Here is a 17,551-nt window from a genome sequence, read left to right as displayed (position 1 = left end):
CCCGTTTGGAGTGGCGTTCCTCAGCGTCCTTTCAACTTCCGTGCCAGAATGGCACTGGCGGCGCTCTCCTTGGCCAGATTTGTTCGATCAGCCGCGCGCCGCTCCTCGCCCAGCCGCTCCGACACGCGCTCGCGCCGCCGGTCCGCCTCGCGCAGGCGCAGCAGGGCACGCTCCGCCGCAAGGGCAGCTTCCGCCTCGGCCTTGCGGGTATCGCGCATGATGGCGTTGAGGCCTGACAGGAACCCCAGTTGCCCTGCCAGTTCGGCCCCGTTGCCGGCATCCGACCGGGCCGCATGGCTGGCGGCAATCTCGCCGCTGCGGGTATAGAGCTGTTGCAACTTGCCGTGCGCGCCCTGCGCCTCGGCGGCAGAGCTGGCTGCGTGGCGCCGCTCCACCTCGCGCAACTGCACCAGCCGGCCCAGCAGGGCGATGCGGCGCTTGTGCCTATCCATCGCCCATCAGCGCCGCCAGCGCGTCCACGCTTGCAGGCAACGAGGCGAGTTCGTGCGTTTCCTGCATCAGGAAGCCCTGGATGCGGTCCTGCAAGGCCATCGCCCGGTCAAGCTGCGGATCGGTCCCCGCGCGATAGGCGCCCATCAGCAGGAAATCACGGTTGCTTTCCAGCGCGGCGATCAGCGCCCGCAGCGCACGCGCCTGCCTGCGGTGCGCGGGCGCGGCAACGTGCTCCATCACCCGGCTGAGCGAACCTGGCACGTCGATCGCCGGATAAAGCCCGCGCTGGGCAATCTCGCGGCTGAGGACGATGTGCCCGTCCAGGATGGCGCGTGCCGTATCCACCACGGGATCGGCCTGGTCATCGCCATCGGCCAGCACGGTGTAGAGCCCGGTGATCGAACCCCCGGTAGAGGCCGCATTGCCCGCCCGCTCCACCAGCTTGGTGATGGTCGCAAGTGCCGATGGCGGATAGCCGCGCGCCGCGCCGGGTTCGCCCAGCGACAGGGCAATCTCCCGCGCGGCGTGGGCCACGCGGGTCAGGCTGTCGAGCACCAGCATCACCTTGAGGCCCTGCGCGCGGAAATACTCGGCCAGCGCACAGGCGAACTGCGCGCCGCGCAGCCGCAGGTTGGCGGCATGGTCCGCCGGCACCGCGACAATGGCGGTCTTCATCTTCTTGGCACCCTGCATGTGCCGGCCAACAAAGTCCGACACTTCGCGCGCCCGTTCGCCGATCAGGCCGATCACCGCCACGTCGCAGTCCGCGCCCGAAACCATCATGTCCAGCAGGACGCTCTTGCCCACGCCGGACCCCGCCATCACGCCCACCCGCTGGCCCACGCCAAGCGTCATCAGCGCGTTGATGGTGCGCACGCCGCAATCGAAGGTTTCTTCCACCGAGGCGCGTTCCAGCGCACTTTCGCGCTTGCCGCCCAGTGGCCAGGGCTGGCCAGCGCGCACTGGCGGGCCGCCATCGATGGGGCTGCCGGTGCCATCAACGGCCCGGCCCAGGAATTCCTCGCCCACCATGACCATGCCGGGATGGCCCTCGGCCCGCACCAGCGTGCCGGGTTGCAGCCGCACGGTATCGCCCAGCAGCATCATCAGGCTGCGCCCGCCGCGGAAGCCCACCACCTCCGCTGCCGGGGCATGTTCACCTGCCGCCACCCGTGCGCGGCAAAGCGTGCCGATGGGGGCGTTGAGGCCGGACACCTCGATCATCCCGCCATCGCAGGAAACGATTCGACCCAACGGCACGGGTTCCAGCACCGGCGCGGCGCTGGCCATGCGGCGCAGTTCATGATCCAGCAGGTTCAGCACCGCAGCAGCGCTTCTTCCAGGGCGTCACGCCATTGCGCGGGCCCATCCTCGATCGCCCCCTCGGCCATGTCGAACACCACGCTGCCGCGTTCCAGCCCGGCATCGGGCACGATATGCCAAGTGGAGGCAAAGGCTGGATCGAGCAGGTCAATGTCAGCCGGGTGCAGCCGCAGGCTGGCATCGATAATGCCTTCGCCCACGCGGGCCGCCGCCACCACGCAGCGGCGCTGCAGGCTATCGGGATCGATGGCATAGGGGGCCATCGTCGCCTCGCACAGCGCCATCACGGCCTGCGCCAGCCGCGCGGCCAGGGCCTCGCCCAGTTCGTCGTCCAGCCGGGCAAGCGCAAGCCCCAACCCGGCACGGGCGGCAGCATTGGCAGCAGCCTCAGCCTCGGCCTCGGCGCGCCCTGCGGCCAGGCCATCGGCATAGGCCGCGTCCAGTTCGGCCCGGTCGAAAAGAAGGGCTTCGGGCGGAGCCGCAGCAGCCGCGCCGCCAAAGCGGGCATCGCCGGCAAAGCCACCCTGCCCGTCAGCCAGCGCGGCCAGCCATGCAGGCGTAGCGCCGCTGGCCGCAGGGGCGGCGAACAGCGGCTCAAACGAACTCGGCATCGCCGGCCCCCAGGCTGATTTCGCCAAGTTCTGCCAGTTCGCGCGCCTTGGCGATGATCTTGCGCTGCGCCGCGCGGACATCGTCCAGCTTCAGGCGGCCGCGCATGTCGATCTCGTCCTTCACGCCATCCGCCGCACGGCTGGACATCGCGCGGAAGAACGGGTCGCGCTGTTCCTCGGCGATGCCCTTGAGCGCGTCCACCAGCACTTCGCTTTCCACGTCGCGCAGCAGGCGGCCCATGGCCATCGGTTCCAGCGCGAACAGCATCTCGAAGGTGAACATCTCGGCCTCGATGGCCTTGGCGAGGTCTGCGTCGCGCTCGGTAATCACCGGCATCACCACCTTGCCCAGGTTGCCCGCAGCCAGGTTGATCAGTTCCGCCGCCTCGCGCGCGCCGCCCAGTTGCAGCGCGGCCTGGCCAAAGCGCTGGCCGATCCGGGCCGAGAGCATCTCGTCCAGCATCGCCATGGCATGGGCGGAAACGCGCCGCATCCGGGCGATCCGCTCGACCATCTCGGGCTGGAGCGCGGGCGGCAGCAGGCTTAGCAGTTCGGCAGCAGGTTCCGCATCCAGCAGCAGCAGCAGCGCGGCCACGGCCTGCGGATGCTCGCCTTCGACCAGCGGCAGCAGGACCTGCGGGGCCAGCCAGCGGGCCAGTTCCAGGCTGTGCGGGCGCACGTCGGGCGCGATCTTCTGCATGATCGAATCCGCCTTCACCTCGCCCAGGGCCAGGGTCATCCTCTGGCGCACAAGTGCGGGGCGGTCGCGATCGTCCAGCGTGGCGCTGTCGGCATGGGTCACGAAGCCTTCGATGGCCCCGGCAATCCGGTCAGGACCGACCTCGCCCAGCGCCAGCATTTTCTCGCCGATCACCTGCAGTTCGTCGGGCTCGAGTTGGCCCAGCAGGCGTGCGGCCTCGTCGTCATCCATCAGCATCAGGATCACGGCCGCGCGTTCGGCCTCGTTGACGGGTTGCATCAGGGTCATGCCACGGGTTCCACGGGTGCGGCCAGCATCCGGCGCAGCGCCGCCACGGCGCGGTCGGGCTGTTCGGCGGCCAGGCGGCGGGCAAGGTCAACCTGCTCGCGCAGCACATCGTTACCGTTGTCCACCGTCAGGTTGGCCACGGTCGCCTGCGGGCGGCCGGGTACCTGGAAGGCGTCCTCGCCCTCGGCGGCATCGGCGCCCTCCCCACCGGCGTCCTCGGCAGCGGCATCGGTCTGCTTGCCGCGGATGGCGTTGACGATCGGCCGCACGCCCAGCACCAGCGCCAGGACCAGGGCCAGCAGGCCACCGCCATAGCGCAACGCCATGGCAAACCAGCCGGTCTCGTAGAACGGCACTTCCACATCTTCCACCGCCTCGAAGGCACCGGCCACCACGGTGACCTGGTCGCCGCGCTGGGTGTTGGCGCCCACCGCGGCTGAGACGAGCTGCTGCACCTGCGCTGCCGTGGCAGGGCGGATCTTGTCGAGCGCTTCCTTGCTCAGCGCCACGGCCACCGACAAGCGACGCACGCCGCCCGGCCCGGTCGAGCTGACCGCCACTTCCCGCCCCAGTTCATAGGTGCGGGTAGTGCTGCGTGCGCCGTTGGCGGGCGTGGTTGCGGCATTGGCCGCATTGCCCTGTGGCGCACCCTCCTCCAGCGTGGCCGGCGGTGGTGGCGTGTTGGTGGTAGCGCCCGGCACGCCGCCGGCAAGCTGCTCACCTCCCTGGGAGGAGCTGGTTTCGCTTTCCGCCCTGATCGCGCCTTCGTTGTCATAGCTTTCGGTAGCCGAGGTGACTTCGGAACGGTTCAGTTCCACCTGCACTTCGGTCGAGAAGTTGCCTTCGCCGATCAGCGGGGTCAGCAGTTGGGCCACCTGCAGGCGCAGCTTGTCCTCGAACTGGCGTTGCAGTTCCAGCCCGTCGCCAGCGGAAGATCCGGAGGCGGAAAGAAGCCGACCCGACTGGTCGACCACCCTCACCGCCTCCGGAGCCAGGCCGGGTACCGAGCCGGCAACCAGATTGACGATCGCGCGCACCTGATCTTCCGACAGGCTGCGGCCGCGCGCCAGCCGCACCATCACCGATGCGCTGGGGGCCACGTTCTCGCGCACGAAGACGCTGCGTTCCGGGCTGGCCAGGTGCACGCGCACGCTTTCCACCCCGTCGATTTCCTGGATCGTCAGCATCAGCTCGCGCTCGCGCACGTTCTTCAGCCGCTCGCCTTCCAGTGTGCGGCTGGAGCCGAGCGGGATCGCGTCGAGCATCTCGCTGGTGCTGTCAGGGCTGGCCAGCGCGCCATCCGATGCCACCAGCATCCGCGCGCGGTAGAGATCGTCCTCGGCCACGGTCAGCGTGCCGCTGGCCGGATCGATGTCATAGGCGATGCCGCCGGTATCGAGCGCGGCGGTCACTCCGGCGCGCTCCTCGTCGGTCAGGCTGGCATAGAGCACGCGCTCCGGGCCGTTGGACAGCGAGAGATACAGCGCCCCCGCCACGCCCAGCATGCCAAGGCCCGCCAGCGCGGGCAGACTGCGGCGCACGGCAGGGTTGGCCATCAGGCCGTTGAGGCGCGCAGGGATAGCCCCGCCGCCGGGGAGCAGCGGGGTCGTGGTGGCGGGGAGAGCAGCATCAGCCATCTATCAAACCCCCATCCGCATGATGTCCTGGTAGGCGGACAGCAGCTTGTTCCTGACTTGCAGCGTTGCTTCGAACGCCACGCCCGCTTCCTGGCGGGCCAGCATCACCTGGGCGATATCGGTAACCTCGCCGCGTTCGTAGGCGGTCGACATCTGCTCCGACCGGGCCTGCATCTGGTTGACCTGGTCCAGCGTGGATTGCAGCGTATCGGCAAAGCCGCCGCCTGCAGCCGGGCGCGGCCCTTCGGCCTGTTCGCTGGCGCCGGCCTGGCGCAGGGTTTTTAAGGAGTCGCTCTGCTCCACCAGTTGACGGCGCAGGGCCATCACCTGCTGCAGGCTGCCTTGGGCTGCGCCCATCCCTGAGCCTATGGTACTCACCGCGCGCCTCCGGCGGCCACCAGGCCGGCTTCACGCATGGAGGCCAGGCGATAGCGCAGCGTGCGTTCGGAAATGCCCAGCTCGCGGGCCGTGGCCAGCCGGTTGCCGCCGTTGCGGTCCAGCGTATCGGCGATCACCTGGGCTTCGGACTGGCGGGCAACGGCGGACAGGGTCTTGCCGCCCTCGATCACGCTCAGGCCCTGCGACACGGGCGCAGCCTCGGCAACCGGGCGAACGGCATGGTCAAACACGATGTGCGCCGGGGTGATGGTCGCCTCGTCCCCCGCCAACAGCAACGCGCGGCGGACCACGTTCTCCAGCTCGCGCACGTTGCCCGGCCAGGAATGGGCGGCCAGCTTGGCCAGGGTATCGGCAGACAGCCACGGCACCACGGGTCCGGTCGCATGGCGAAGCACCATGGCCACGGCCAGCGGGGCAATATCGTCGCGGCGTTCACGCAGCGGCTCGATGCGCAGGGGAAACACGTTGAGGCGGTAATACAGGTCCTCGCGGAAACGACCGGCGGCCACCTCGCCCGGCAGGTCGCGGTTGGTACAGGCGACTACCCGCACGTCCACCGGCACAGGCTGGGTGGCGCCCAGCGGCAGCACCTCGCCTTCCTGCAGCGCACGCAGCAGCTTGGCCTGCAGCGGCAGCGGCATCTCGCCCAGTTCGTCGAGCAGCAGGGTGCCGCCGTCGGCCGCGCGGAACAGCCCCTCGGCCGCCTCCCCCGCACCGGTGAAAGCGCCCTTCTTGTGGCCGAACAGCAGCGCTTCCAGCATAGTTTCGGGCATGGCGGCGCAGTTGACCGCCACGAACGGGCCATCCTTGCGCGCGCTCGCGCGGTGGATGAAGCGGGCCAGCACTTCCTTGCCGGTGCCAGTCGGCCCCTCGATCAGCACCGGAATATCGGCGGAGGCCACGCGGGCGGCCAGGTTGAGGAGGGCAATGGCCCCGGTATCGGCATGCACCGGCTCGCCCGGCGCGGCCGCCATGGCCACCAGCGCAGCGCGGGCGGCGGGGCATTCGTCCCCCAGGCCGGCCAGCGTGAAGGCATTAGCTCCCAGCCGCTCGATGCGGGGCGCGGTGCCGTCGGCCAGAAGCAGCAGGCGATCGTCCCTGCGGCGGGCGGGCAGCGGGTCACCGGCCTGGGCCAGCAGCACTTCACCTTTGATTCCGGGCACCTGCGGCCAGGATCCGGCCACCGCCGCCACTTGCGCCGACAGCACGGGATGGGTTTTTTTCACCCCTGCCGAAGCCGTGATCGATGCCATGTCCCTTGCCCCTGTTAACCGTGTTGCAAGAGGGGAAATGCCGCTCCAACGGCCAAGGAAGCGGTAATGTAAGCCCCGGTAGAAACACCTATTTCCCGGCGCCGCACATTCGCCCGGCCAGGCTTAAACATTTCGCCGGGGGGTCGCTCTTTGCCCTGACAGCCGCGGCAATCCGCCAATCAGGCTGTGGCTTGAAGTGACCAGATCAACGAAGAACCAGGAGAACTATCATGGGCGTTATCAACACCAACATCAGCGCTCTGCGCGCCGCCAACGCTTCGGTCTCGGCCGAGAAGATGCAGGGCGTGGCCATGGAGCGCCTGTCGACCGGCAAGCGCATCAACGGCGCCAAGGACGACGCCGCCGGCCTTGCCATCAGCACCACTATGACCAGCGACATCCGCGCGATGAAGCAGGGCATCCGCAACGCCAACGACGGCATCTCGCTGGCCCAGACCGCCGAAGGCGCGCTGGACGAGGTGACCAACATGCTGCAGCGCGTCCGCGAACTGGCGGTGCAGTCGAAGAACGGCACCTACTCCACCTCGGACCGCACCTACATGGATGCCGAAGTGGACCAGCTGCAGGCCCAGATCGATGACGTGCTGACCAACACCAAGTTCAACGGCGTGACCTTGTTCAGCAAGACCAGCGGCACCGACGTGTCGGTCTCGGTCGCCACCGGTTCCACCGGCACGGTGACGCTGACCAGCAAGGGCATCGACGGCACCAAGCTGAGCACCACCGCGCTGGACGTGACGGATGCCACCAAGGCCGCCACCACGATCACCAACGTGGACGCCGCGCTGACCGCCATCAGCGATACCCGCGGCACGCTGGGCGCCGGCCAGAACCGCCTGGAATCGGCCATCGCCAACCTGACGACCAACAGCACCAACCTGTCGGACGCCCGTTCGCGGATCATGGATGCCGACTATTCGGCGGAAACGACCGCGCTCGCCAAGGCGCAGATCCTCAGCCAGGCGTCCACCGCGATGCTGGCCCAGGCCAACCAGAGCCAGCAGAACGTGCTGTCGCTGCTGCGCTAAGCCACCGGCTCTCCCCCCGGGAGGAGCCCCGTCCCCTCCCGCACAGCGGCCCGGAACTTCGGTTCCGGGCCGTTTTGGCGTTTGGGGGTGGGTTTAGTTGATGAAGTACATGCGGGGGGGCGGCGCATGTCGATACCAAAGGCGCGCGGGTGCGCGAGCGGCTGCCGCGCGCTGCGTTCCGGCGGCGCGGCTGCGAGAAAGGGGCTGGACGAGGGGAAAGAGCCTCCCTGACTTGGCACAGGTGGAAGGCTGTAGGAAAGGGGCTTTGTGACAGGAGGCGGGTAGAAAATCGAGAACGAGATATGCTCTTTTGATTTCCCACGAAATTGGAGACCTGCACTCGCGCGCAACTGAGATATTCGTCAAATATCACGTGGCTCCGAGTACAAGGGTATCCCAATCTGGGAATTCACCTCTGGCAAGAAGGCTCTTGATCAAGCGATCTATGAGCTGATCCCATTCGGCTAGGCGCCGCCGAAACTTCTTAGGGGTCTCGCCATCATGCACGGTCGCAGAACGAGCATTGTAGAGGTCCCGAAAGGATTCATACAACTTTCGTCTTTCAACGGGCTCACTGCTGAGCAGAAATGCGCCTCTCAATGCTGCACGCATCGAAATCTCTTGTCGTGAACCTTGCACTAGTAGGACCTCAATCGCGATGCCAAGATCGATTATCGAATCTTCAATTGTACTAAGCGACCGTGATTTTAGAAGTCTCATCGCGGCTAATTCGATTGCCCTAGGATACGAAAAATCAGAAAGTTTTTGAAGATATTTTGCTACCTCTGCTCCGTCTTTCAGTAGCTTATTCGACCCCTTCGGATATCGCGACGTCCCGCCGAATATCCCTTGGCCCATTAGGCCAAATAGCGAATCCTCTTCATAAGTGTAGGTTCGATTGCGAATACCGGAGAAGCCGCCTGTGACGAGCGATATCGAAAGCATCAGAAGTTGCGTCAGCCTGTGACGCTCATCCTCCCAAGCATGCGCCTCGTCATCGGTTCGTGCTTCTCCATCGACTAAAGCTGGAGAAACAACTCTCTCGATGATCAGGGCCGCATCTTCGCTTTTTCGAAATTCTCGATCACCAAACGGCGAGGGAAAGCGAAAATCGGTAAAAATATGATCGGTAAACCATCCCTTAGGCGCTTGGTCGTTCGGAACGATATAGATGTTGTCCGAGATTGAGATGCGGCGGTCTACCGAGACACCGGAAATGGCGTAAGTATCATAATAGGTGTATGAATTTTTTCCTATTTGTCGAACTAAGCTAACCGCGATATGCGCCGCGTCTCGACCAGCATCAGCTAACGACCTTACGAAGGTGCCTGCAAGCCCTGACCCGCTGGCTCCTCCATTGGCAGGCCCCATGGAAACTGTGGACTTTGCCAACCGACTGACGGGCTCAATCAATTCGATTTTGCTATTGAGGTATTGGCCAGGATGCTGCCCCTCCGGCACAGGTAGTGCACCCGATCTCATTGCAAGGTATTCGCCAATTAATTTCTCAAGTTCGTTGGTCATGCAGTCTCAGTCTGGTCTCTGAGCTACCTCTTAGTCAACCTGTCACGGATTGCTGCTATCTCCATGCTTTCAAGACAGCTGTGTGGAGTGTCCTCCCCTCACATCCCGCCCCCGCTTGCGCCCGTGCCCCACTTGATGCACCTTCGCCCCGGAGGATCGCTCTGGAGGGGGAAGAGACATGCATGTCTCGCAGCAAGAGCGCTTGCCGTCCGCGCGCGTTGCAGCCGATATTTCCGTGGCCGATCTTGGCCGGGCGCTGGCCGCGGGCTGGGCCGATTTCCGCGCCTGTCCGGCCTATGGCCTGTTCTTTGCCGGCATCTATGTGCTGGCAGGCCTTGGCCTCTATTACGCGCTGGTGGAGCGCGGGCAGTTCGTCTGGCTGGTTCCGGCAGCCGGGTTCCCGCTGCTGGCGCCATTCTCGGCCGTGGGCCTGTACGAGGTGAGCCGCCGCCGCGGGGCGGGGCTGCCGCCCGACTGGGGTGCCGTGCTGGGCGCGGTGCGCGGGCGGGGGGATGGCCAGGTGCTGGGCATCGGGGTGATCGCCTTCGTGATCTTCTGCTTCTGGGTGATCCTGGCCCACGCCATCTTCTATATCTTCCTGGGCCAGGCGGGCCTGAGGACCGAGAGCCTGGACTTCCTGGTCACGCCCTCGGGCATGGCGATGCTGCTGGTGGGCGGCGGCGTGGGTGGCGTGCTGGCCATGGCAATCTTCGCGATCACCCTGATCAGCCTGCCGATGCTGGTCGATCGCGATGTCGATTGCGTGTCAGCCATGATCGCCAGCGTAGCGCTGGTAAAGGCCAACCGGATGGTGCTGCTGGGCTGGGCCGCCTTCATCGCCATCACCCTGTTCGTGGCAATGCTGCCCCTGCTCACCGGCCTGCTGCTGGTGCTGCCGGTGTTCGCCCATGCAAGCTGGCACCTCTATCGCCGCGCGATCGGTTAGGGACGGCAACCAGCCAGGGCTGCCCGGCTGGCGGTCATGCCGCCGCACCCTGCTCCCGCTCGGCCTCGCGGTCCTGCCAGTCGATCACCGCCAGGTAGTTGCGCAGACGGTTCAGCTCCAGCGAGGCGATCAGGCCGTTGGCGTGATAGGGCAGCAGCATGCCGGCAAGGTCCTCGGCCCATTCAGCGCTGGCGTCCATCACCACGCCCAGGCCGAACACGGCGGGCACGTGGGCGAAGGCGAGCGGGCGCTGGGGCGTGTCGGCGCGGGCCAGGAAATCCTCCACCGCGGTCAGCACGCCATTCTCCGGGCCGCCCTGGTGCAACGCCCAGGCGAACTGGCCCATGCCGCGCCATCCGCGGCCCATGTGGATCGCGTCATCGTCGACATGCACCCCGGCCTTGTAGCTGTAGGGGTGGCGGTGGGCGGCGGGGATCCGGTCCGGCGCGTAATAGCAATCGCGCCGGGCGCAGGGCCACGAGATATCGTGCAGGAAGGCCAGCAGCGGCTTGCCTTCGCGCTGGCAGATCGCATCGATGTGCAGCAATTCGTTGAAAACGGTGTAATAATTGTGATCGCCATCAACCACCCAGGCATCCGGGCAGCGGGCCATCTGCGGCAGCGCTTCCAGGCTGGGCAATGCAACATGGGCGACGGCGGGATGGTCTGCCGCCCAGTCCAGGAATTCCTGCTTGGGCGCGGGGTCAACGCTGGTCAGCGTGCCGCCCACACTGGCGCACCAGTCACCCAGGACGTGGCTCATGCCGCCGAATTCGGCACCGATTTCCACCACGTCACGCACGCCGGCCCGTTCCAGGCAAGGGCGAATGATGGGGGCGAATTCCGCCATCGAGTGGATCAGCAGGTTGGTCATGCAACGGTCCTTTCGGCGGCGGGTGTGGTTTGCCCGGCAGCGGCGCGCGTTTGGCGCAGCACCAGCGGGCGGAAGGTCAGCGCCAGCAGCACGGGTTCATCCCGGCTGTCGGCAGGGGGCGGGAACAGCAGGTGGCCATCGGCGGCGGGACTGTGCCACAGGCGGTCGGCCATGCGACCGATCCCCTCGGGCGCGGCATGGGCCACGGTTTCGCGGCGCAGCGCCTCATGCTTGCCGGAGATGAAATCGGCCACCGGCACATGCACGGCACTTTCCACCTCGAACCATTCGGCAAGCTGGCCGATGTGGGCGGCCACGGCGAAGCGGCCCTCGCCCACGGGAATGGCGGCGGTGTAGAAGCCATCGTGCGTGGGGGTGGCCTGCACCTGGCGGCGGGCCACCTGGCCGCTGGCGGGATCCACCAGCGTGACATCCAGCGCCACCCCGCCCTGGCCGAAATCGCTGTAGGCAAACGGCGGATCGAACAGGCGGTGGACCATCAGCGACAGGCGCGTGGCCAGCCCTTCGCGGTCGATCTCGGCGGGCAGCAGCATCCGCTCGGCCCCGTTCATGTAGAACAGGCCGCGCTGCTTCAGGCCGCGGGCAGCCACGGCGCGGTCAAACAGCGGCACGGTCTGCTGGGTGCCCAGGTTCACATCGTGCTCGAAAGCTTCGACCACGGCCAGTTCGGCAGGCAGCGGCAGGAACATGGCGCGGGCGAGCACGCTGGCGGCGGCCTCGCGCCACATGGCTGGTGCGTGATCGCAAGGGGTGCGGACCACGGCATTACGGGCGGCGCGCTGGAAAGCCAGGCAGCCCTGCTGCACCGCCTCGCGGACCGCGCTCTGCTGCTGCTTGATGTCGTTCGGCCCGCGCAGGGGGGTGCCATCGGGCGTGTAGTCCACCACTGAACCTTGCGCCTTGGTGCAGAGCTGTTCCAGCAGGGCCACGTTGGCGCAGAAGCCCTCCAGCACCTCGGGCGCATAGTGGCGGGCATCGATCAGCCCGCGCTTGTCGAGGCCGGTTACCTCCTTCTCGCGCAGGACAAGATAGCGGCCGGCGACATGCACCTTCAGGCGGCTGGCCAGCAGCGCGGCCACGCGGTTCTGCACGGTGCCGTTATAGCCAAGGTCCACCAGCATCAGCGTATCGCCGGCCTGCGGCTTGCAGGTGGCGCGCAAATGGGCTTGCAGCCGGTCGGCAAAGGCGCGGCTGGCGCGCAGCAGGGCCTTGCGGAACGGGCCGGTGCGGGTTTCCTTCAGCAATGCCTGGGTGCCGTCCTCCATCGAAAGCGGTTCCAGCAGGCTGGCGATCCGCTCCTCCGGCAGCAGCATCTGGCGTGCCAGCGTGGTGGGGCGCAGGCCGATCTCGTCCTCGACGAAGGCGGTGATCGCGGCATCGCTGGTGAAATGCGCGGCGGTGGCGGTGAAACGGCTGATCTCCAGCTCGTGCCCGTCAGTCCCGCCCAGTTCGCGGTGAACGCGCAGCGGCAGGTAGCCGTCGCGCATCAGGAACAGCTTGTGCACCCGGCCACCGTGGGCCGCTTCCAGCGCCGCCGCCTCGCCATCCAACCAGTGGTGGAAGGCGTGGAACACCGGGCCGAGAACGCTGGCCCCCAGCCGTTCGGCAGCGTCGCCGCAGAGCGGCTCGGCCAGGGACAGGGCGGCACGGTGCGGTTGCAGCGCGCGGGCCTTGGGTGCGCAGTGCGGATGCAGCAGGGCATCGGCAGAGGCCTCCAGCCGCAGCCGCTGGCGCACCTCGTCGGCGAACTGCACCAGGTGGACGGCATTGACCCCCAGCGGGGCCACCCCTTCCACGTCGGCATGGAAATTGTCACCCAGGTGGACAATCTCGTGCGGCGCGTGGCGGAGCTTCTTCAGAACCTGACCATAAAGGCCCGCCCCCTTGGACAGGCCGAACTTGCTGGAGCAGAACACCTGGTCGATCAGCGCGGCGACATTTGCACCGGCAGCGGCGGCGATCAGGGCGCGCAACTGCGCGGCGTCGAGGTAGGTGTCGGACACGATCACCACCTCCATCCCGCGCGCCTTTGCCGCCTGCATCAGGGCCACCACGGGCGCAAAGCCATGGCAGTGGCGCGCCTCGGCAGCCAGTTCCTCCGCCGCAGACTGTGCCCGCCCGGCGGCCGAGCCGTTGGGGTGCAACCGCGCGTGGATCTCGGCCAGCGAGACTTCGGTCCCCTTGCCGGCCAGCGCCCGCGCCTTGCGGGCAGCGCCTTCCGCACCCACCCGCTGCGCCCGGGCCACGCCCGGCAGGGCCGTGAACAGGTCCACCGGCGCATGGCAATCGCGCCACAGCAGCGTATCGAAGCAATCGAGCGACAGGCACCGCGCATCCGGGAACCGGTCAAGCAGCGCGGGCACTTCGTGCGGCAGAACGGTATGGGTCAAGGCACACTCCTTCCCACGGCAGCGGGTCACCTGCCGGGGTGTAAAAACATCTGGTTAACCATGCGCCGAAGCCGGACTAGGGGTTGGCCCTCAGGACTTCAGCAGGATCGACATGCGCCGGTTGCGCGGATCGGCGGGGTCAGCGGGCACCAGCGGCTCGCGGTCGGCCACGCCCTCAATCCGGTCGAAGCGGGCATCGGTGAGGCCGTGGCGCAACATCTCCTGCCGCGTCGCCTCGGCCCGGGCGCTGGACAGCGACCAGTTGTTGGCCCCTGCCCCGCTGCGCCACGGCACGGCATCGGTGTGGCCGCGCACGATCAGTTGGCCGCCCTCGCCCGCCAGCGACTCGCCAATGATGCCCAGCAGTTCGCGCGCCTCGGGCACCAGCACGGTGGAGCCCAGGTGGAACATCGAGAAATCGGCATCGTCCACCAGGTCGATGCGGATGCCTTCGGGCGTGCGGGTCACCCGCACCTGGCGCGACAGGCGGCGCAGGCGCTCCACGCTGTCGATCCTGTCCTGGATCGCTTGCGCGATCTGCTGGCGGCGGCGCTCCTGCTCGGCCTCGCCGCCTTCCTGCGGGCCGCCCCTGGCGTCTCGCGGGATGGTGATGGCCATGTTGCCGGTCTGCCCGGCGGCATGGGGATAGTTGTCGGCATCGACGATGGACGATCCGCCCAGCATGCCATCGGCCCCGGCGCTTTGCTCGCGCATCTTGACCAGGGTGGGCGTGAAATAGTCGGCCAGGCCCTTCCTCTGGTCCTCGGTGGTCGCGCCCAGCAGCCACATCAGCAGGAAGAAGGCCATCATCGCGGTCACGAAGTCGGCATAGGCCACCTTCCAGGCACCGCCGTGATGGCCGCCGGCCACCACGGTAATCTTCTTGACGATGATCGGGGCCAGCGGCTCGTTGGGAACGGGGGCGGAGGCCATGTTACTTGCCCCGCAGCATGTCGAGCAGCTCGGTCAGCGCCGGGCGGTGCGCCGGCGGCAGGCCCGAGCGGGCGCTTTCCACCACCAGCGGCTGCGGATAGCCGTGGAGCGAGGCGATCAGCACCTGCTTCACCGAATGGAAGATCTGCGCATCGTGCGCGTTCACCTGCTTCAGGCGGCCGGCCAGCGGGCCCACAATGCCATAGGCCAGCAGCACGCCCAGGAAGGTGCCGACCAGGGCCGAACCGATCATGCCGCCCAGCACGGCAGGCGGCTCGTCAATCGAACCCATGGTCTTCACCACGCCCAGCACGGCGGCCACGATGCCCAGCGCGGGCAGGCCGTCGGCCAGCGTCTGCAGGGCATGGGCAGGCTCGTCCAGTTCGTGCAGCTGGCTCTTGATCGAATTGTCCATCACGTCCTCCACCGCATGGGTGTCCAGCGTGCCGGAGGAGACGACGATCAGCGTCAGCGTATCGCAGATCAGCCCGGTCAGGGCCTTGTCGGCCAGGATGCGGGGATATTCGGCAAAGATCGCCGAGTTTGCCGGATCGGTCACGTGGCTTTCCAGCGCCACCGGCCCTTCGGTCTTCATCATCCGCATCAGGCGGCTGGTTAGGGCAATGGCATCGATATGGTCCTGGTCGTTGTACCTGGGGCCCTTGAACACCTTGCCCATGCCCGCCCCCAGCAACTTCAGTTCGTGCATGGAATTGCCGGTGACGGTGGCGGCAATGGCCGCGCCGCCGATGATCAGCATTTCGTGCGGCAGGGCATGCATCACCGGGCCCAGCGCGCCGCCGGTAATGGCAAACCCGCCGAAGACGAACACGATCAACAGGACGATGCCGATGGCAGCAAACATGGTAAATCCCCGTAACTAAATAAAAAGCGGGCGAAGCAATCAGATCTTGTCGAACAGCGTCAGGCCGGCCAGCCGCGTGAAGCCGGCCTGGCTGGCTTCCAGCACGGTCAGCATCTGCTGCAGTTCGGCCACGGTCTGGGCAAAGGGCACGCCGCCGGCATCGCTGGTGCGCTGGGCGCGGGTCTGGCTCTGGTCGATCTGACGGTCCTGGATCACCTCGATCCAGGCGATGCGGGTGCCGGCCACGGTCTGCGCGCGGGTCAGCGCGTCGATCGCATCGTCCATGCCCGGCAGCGCATCGCGCGCGGCGGTGACCGGATCGGCCCCGGCCTGCAATTCGGTGCCAAGCGTGCCCAGGAAGGCGAACACATCGGTGGCCGTGCCGCCGGTGGTGAAGTTCAGCACTTCCGGCCCGGTCTGCCCGCGGCTGAGCATCTGCCCCTGCCCCAGGTCGATCTCGCCCGCGCTGGCCGTGCCGATATAGCTGACCACGCCCGCCCCGTTCATCTCGTAGGCGTTGCCGCTGGTCTCGCCGCCGAACAGCGCGTTGTCCCCGGCATCGCGGGCATTGGCGGCCGACATGATGCGGATGCGGAGCTGCTCCAGCTCCTCCCCGATGGCCTTGCGCTCGGTATTGCCTAGCGTCTCGCTGGCGGCCCACAGGGCCAGCTCGCGGGCGCGGATCAGATCGGAGGCGATCGATTCCAGCGCATTGCCGGCCAGTTCCAGGTTCTCTGCCGTGCGGCGCGCGTTGGTGGCATCGATCGTGGCCAGCCGCTCGTCGCGGGCCAGCATCCGCAGGCGCGAGGCGGCCACCGGATCGTCTGACGAACGGGTCAGCCGCTCACCGGTGGAAAGCTGGTTCTGCAGGTCCTCGGCGCTCCTGCGCAGGTCACCCATCTGCAGCGCGGCGCGGCGATAGAAGGCCAGCGTGCCGTTGGTTATCGTCGTCATCAGCCGATCCCCATAAGCGTGTCGAAGATGTCCGCCGCAGCCTGGATCACCTTGCCGGATGCCTGGAACATCTGCTGGTAGCGCAGCAGGTTGGTGGCTTCCTGGTCCAGGTCCACGCCGGTTTCGGCAGACAGGGCCACCCCCGCCGTCTGGCCGATGGTGGACAGGGCATCGCGGGTGACCGAGCGCGCGCTGATGCCGCTGGAAAGGCGGAACAGAAGGGCGTCGGCTTCCTTGGCGGGGCCATCCACGGCCATGCTGTCGCGCAGGGCCTGGAGGTTGGAAATGTCGCGGCTGCGCGCGCCCGAACCGGCGGGGGCGGTAGCGATGCCGTCACCGCTGGTCAGGGCCAGCGCGATGGTGCCCGCATCGGTGCCGGAGAAGAACGGCTGCGCGGGCGTGCCATCCAGCGCCGCGCCGGTGGCTTGCGCATCGTTGACCCTGTCGATCATCAGCGCGGCCAGATCGTCCAGCTCGCCTTCCAGCGTCACGATGCCCTGCAGGGCCTGGCTCTGCCCTTGCAGGCTGCCGCTGGTCACGGTGGTGGCGGCGCCGTTCACGGTGAAGGACAGGGTGCCGTTGGCATTGCCGGTCTTGGCCAGCGTGAAGGCGTCGACCCCGTCCACCAGCGTTTCGCTGCCCAGCTTCACGGTGGCGCGGCCAAGGGCATCGAAGGTGGTGGAAAGGCCCGCATAGCCGGACATTTCGCCCAGCAGGGCATCGCGCTGGTCGTGCAGCACGGCCATGTTGGCCGATCCCGGCCTGGCGCGGGCGATGCCGGCGTTGGTGCGGGCCAGTTCGCCCGCCAGCAGGTTGATCTGGTTTACGCCCTCGTCGGCGGAGAAGGTCAGGTCCGCGCGGGCCACGTCCAGCCCGTTCTTGGCGATGGCGAAGGTCTGCGCCACGCGGCGGCCTTCTTCCAGCACGGCGGCGCGCAAGCTGCCCGACAGCGGATCGCTGGCAAGCTGCGACAGGGCAGCTTCGAAATCGACGATGGAGGGATAGATACCGGCCTGCTCCACCGCGCTTTCGGCGTTGGTCAGCCCGGTCAGTTCGGCATTGGCGCGCGCCAGATCACTGCCGGTGCGGCGCGCTTCGGTCTGCAGGAACAGCGAATTGGTGCGGAGCACCTGATCGGGCCGCACGCCGGACAGCGCCGCGCCCGGCTCGTTGGCAATCCCGCCCTTGCTGGCCAGTTCCGCCATGCTCAGCGTGCGCCGGGCATAGGTGGGGTTGGCGGCATTGGCGATGTTCTGCGCGGTAACGTCAAGCGCCGCGCGGGCCGCCATCGCCCCGCTCTTGCCGATCAGGATCAGGTTGCCGGACATGGC

Annotated in this window: 16 protein-coding genes; 2 read left to right on the top strand and 14 right to left on the bottom strand. The window is 67.3% G+C overall.

Annotated elements, in window-relative coordinates:
• Positions 1–20 precede the first annotated feature (20 nt).
• The 7 genes from GRI99_RS05865 to GRI99_RS05835 are packed head-to-tail and all read right to left on the bottom strand — an operon-like array spanning position 21 to position 6,664.
• On the bottom strand, positions 21–452 hold the full coding sequence (locus tag GRI99_RS05865) for a hypothetical protein (protein ID WP_160771105.1): 432 nt from the start codon (positions 450–452) through the stop codon (positions 21–23).
• Positions 445–1,776 carry a FliI/YscN family ATPase gene (locus GRI99_RS05860; RefSeq protein WP_439098424.1) on the bottom strand — a complete coding sequence of 444 codons (1,332 nt, stop codon included), beginning with the start codon at positions 1,774–1,776 and terminating at the stop codon, positions 445–447. Before GRI99_RS05860 ends, GRI99_RS05865 begins: the two co-directional genes overlap by 8 nt.
• On the bottom strand, positions 1,770–2,387 hold the full coding sequence (locus tag GRI99_RS05855; RefSeq protein WP_160771104.1) for a FliH/SctL family protein: 618 nt from the start codon (positions 2,385–2,387) through the stop codon (positions 1,770–1,772). Before GRI99_RS05855 ends, GRI99_RS05860 begins: the two co-directional genes overlap by 7 nt.
• Positions 2,371–3,375 carry a flagellar motor switch protein FliG gene (locus GRI99_RS05850; protein ID WP_160771103.1) on the bottom strand — a complete coding sequence of 335 codons (1,005 nt, stop codon included), beginning with the start codon at positions 3,373–3,375 and terminating at the stop codon, positions 2,371–2,373. The genes GRI99_RS05855 and GRI99_RS05850 overlap by 17 nt, the downstream gene beginning before the upstream one ends.
• Positions 3,372–5,012 carry a flagellar basal-body MS-ring/collar protein FliF gene (gene fliF / locus GRI99_RS05845; protein ID WP_160771102.1) on the bottom strand — a complete coding sequence of 547 codons (1,641 nt, stop codon included), beginning with the start codon at positions 5,010–5,012 and terminating at the stop codon, positions 3,372–3,374. Before fliF ends, GRI99_RS05850 begins: the two co-directional genes overlap by 4 nt.
• A gap of 3 nt (positions 5,013–5,015) precedes the next feature.
• Positions 5,016–5,369, bottom strand: a complete 354-nt coding sequence (gene fliE, locus GRI99_RS05840; protein ID WP_202392963.1) for a flagellar hook-basal body complex protein FliE — start codon at positions 5,367–5,369, stop codon at positions 5,016–5,018.
• Positions 5,370–5,386: 17 nt separating this feature from the next.
• A complete protein-coding gene (locus GRI99_RS05835) occupies positions 5,387–6,664 on the bottom strand; it encodes a sigma-54 interaction domain-containing protein (protein WP_160771100.1) in 1,278 nt (425 codons plus the stop codon).
• A 230-nt stretch (positions 6,665–6,894) separates the two neighbouring features.
• Between GRI99_RS05835 and GRI99_RS05830 the strand changes: the two genes are divergently transcribed.
• Positions 6,895–7,713, top strand: a complete 819-nt coding sequence (locus GRI99_RS05830) for a flagellin N-terminal helical domain-containing protein (protein WP_160771099.1) — start codon at positions 6,895–6,897, stop codon at positions 7,711–7,713.
• A gap of 369 nt (positions 7,714–8,082) precedes the next feature.
• Here the strand turns inward: GRI99_RS05830 and GRI99_RS05825 are convergent, their stop codons facing one another.
• Positions 8,083–9,237 (bottom strand): HEPN domain-containing protein, encoded by a 1,155-nt coding sequence (locus tag GRI99_RS05825; RefSeq protein ID WP_160771098.1) that lies wholly within the window; start codon positions 9,235–9,237, stop codon positions 8,083–8,085.
• A gap of 235 nt (positions 9,238–9,472) precedes the next feature.
• Between GRI99_RS05825 and GRI99_RS05820 the strand changes: the two genes are divergently transcribed.
• The gene (locus tag GRI99_RS05820) at positions 9,473–10,183 is read left to right on the top strand and encodes a DUF2189 domain-containing protein (RefSeq protein ID WP_337192880.1); all 711 of its coding nucleotides are present in this window, start codon (positions 9,473–9,475) and stop codon (positions 10,181–10,183) included.
• Between the two features lie 34 nt (positions 10,184–10,217).
• Here the strand turns inward: GRI99_RS05820 and GRI99_RS05815 are convergent, their stop codons facing one another.
• The 6 genes from GRI99_RS05815 to flgK all read right to left on the bottom strand — a co-directional run bounded on the left by GRI99_RS05815 (position 10,218) and on the right by flgK (position 17,548).
• A complete protein-coding gene (locus GRI99_RS05815; RefSeq protein WP_160771096.1) occupies positions 10,218–11,057 on the bottom strand; it encodes a class I SAM-dependent methyltransferase in 840 nt (279 codons plus the stop codon).
• Complete coding sequence (locus tag GRI99_RS05810; protein WP_160771095.1) at positions 11,054–13,468, bottom strand: HAD family hydrolase; 2,415 nt, start codon at positions 13,466–13,468, stop codon at positions 11,054–11,056. The genes GRI99_RS05815 and GRI99_RS05810 overlap by 4 nt, the downstream gene beginning before the upstream one ends.
• 90 nt (positions 13,469–13,558) lie before the next feature.
• Positions 13,559–14,401, bottom strand: a complete 843-nt coding sequence (locus GRI99_RS05805) for a flagellar motor protein MotB (protein WP_160771094.1) — start codon at positions 14,399–14,401, stop codon at positions 13,559–13,561.
• Position 14,402: 1 nt separating this feature from the next.
• Positions 14,403–15,266: a flagellar motor stator protein MotA gene (motA, locus tag GRI99_RS05800; protein ID WP_160771093.1), complete on the bottom strand. Its 864-nt coding sequence runs from the start codon at positions 15,264–15,266 to the stop codon at positions 14,403–14,405.
• Positions 15,267–15,305: 39 nt separating this feature from the next.
• Positions 15,306–16,220, bottom strand: a complete 915-nt coding sequence (locus GRI99_RS05795) for a flagellin N-terminal helical domain-containing protein (RefSeq protein WP_160771092.1) — start codon at positions 16,218–16,220, stop codon at positions 15,306–15,308.
• On the bottom strand, positions 16,220–17,548 hold the full coding sequence (flgK, locus tag GRI99_RS05790; protein WP_160771091.1) for a flagellar hook-associated protein FlgK: 1,329 nt from the start codon (positions 17,546–17,548) through the stop codon (positions 16,220–16,222). The genes GRI99_RS05795 and flgK overlap by 1 nt, the downstream gene beginning before the upstream one ends.
• Positions 17,549–17,551 lie beyond the last annotated feature (3 nt).

The sequence above is a fragment of the Alteraurantiacibacter buctensis genome (assembly GCF_009827655.1).
Taxonomy (GTDB): domain Bacteria; phylum Pseudomonadota; class Alphaproteobacteria; order Sphingomonadales; family Sphingomonadaceae; genus Alteraurantiacibacter; species Alteraurantiacibacter buctensis.
Note: the sequence above shows the minus strand (reverse complement) of the source record. Positions and strands in the feature narration are given on the sequence as shown.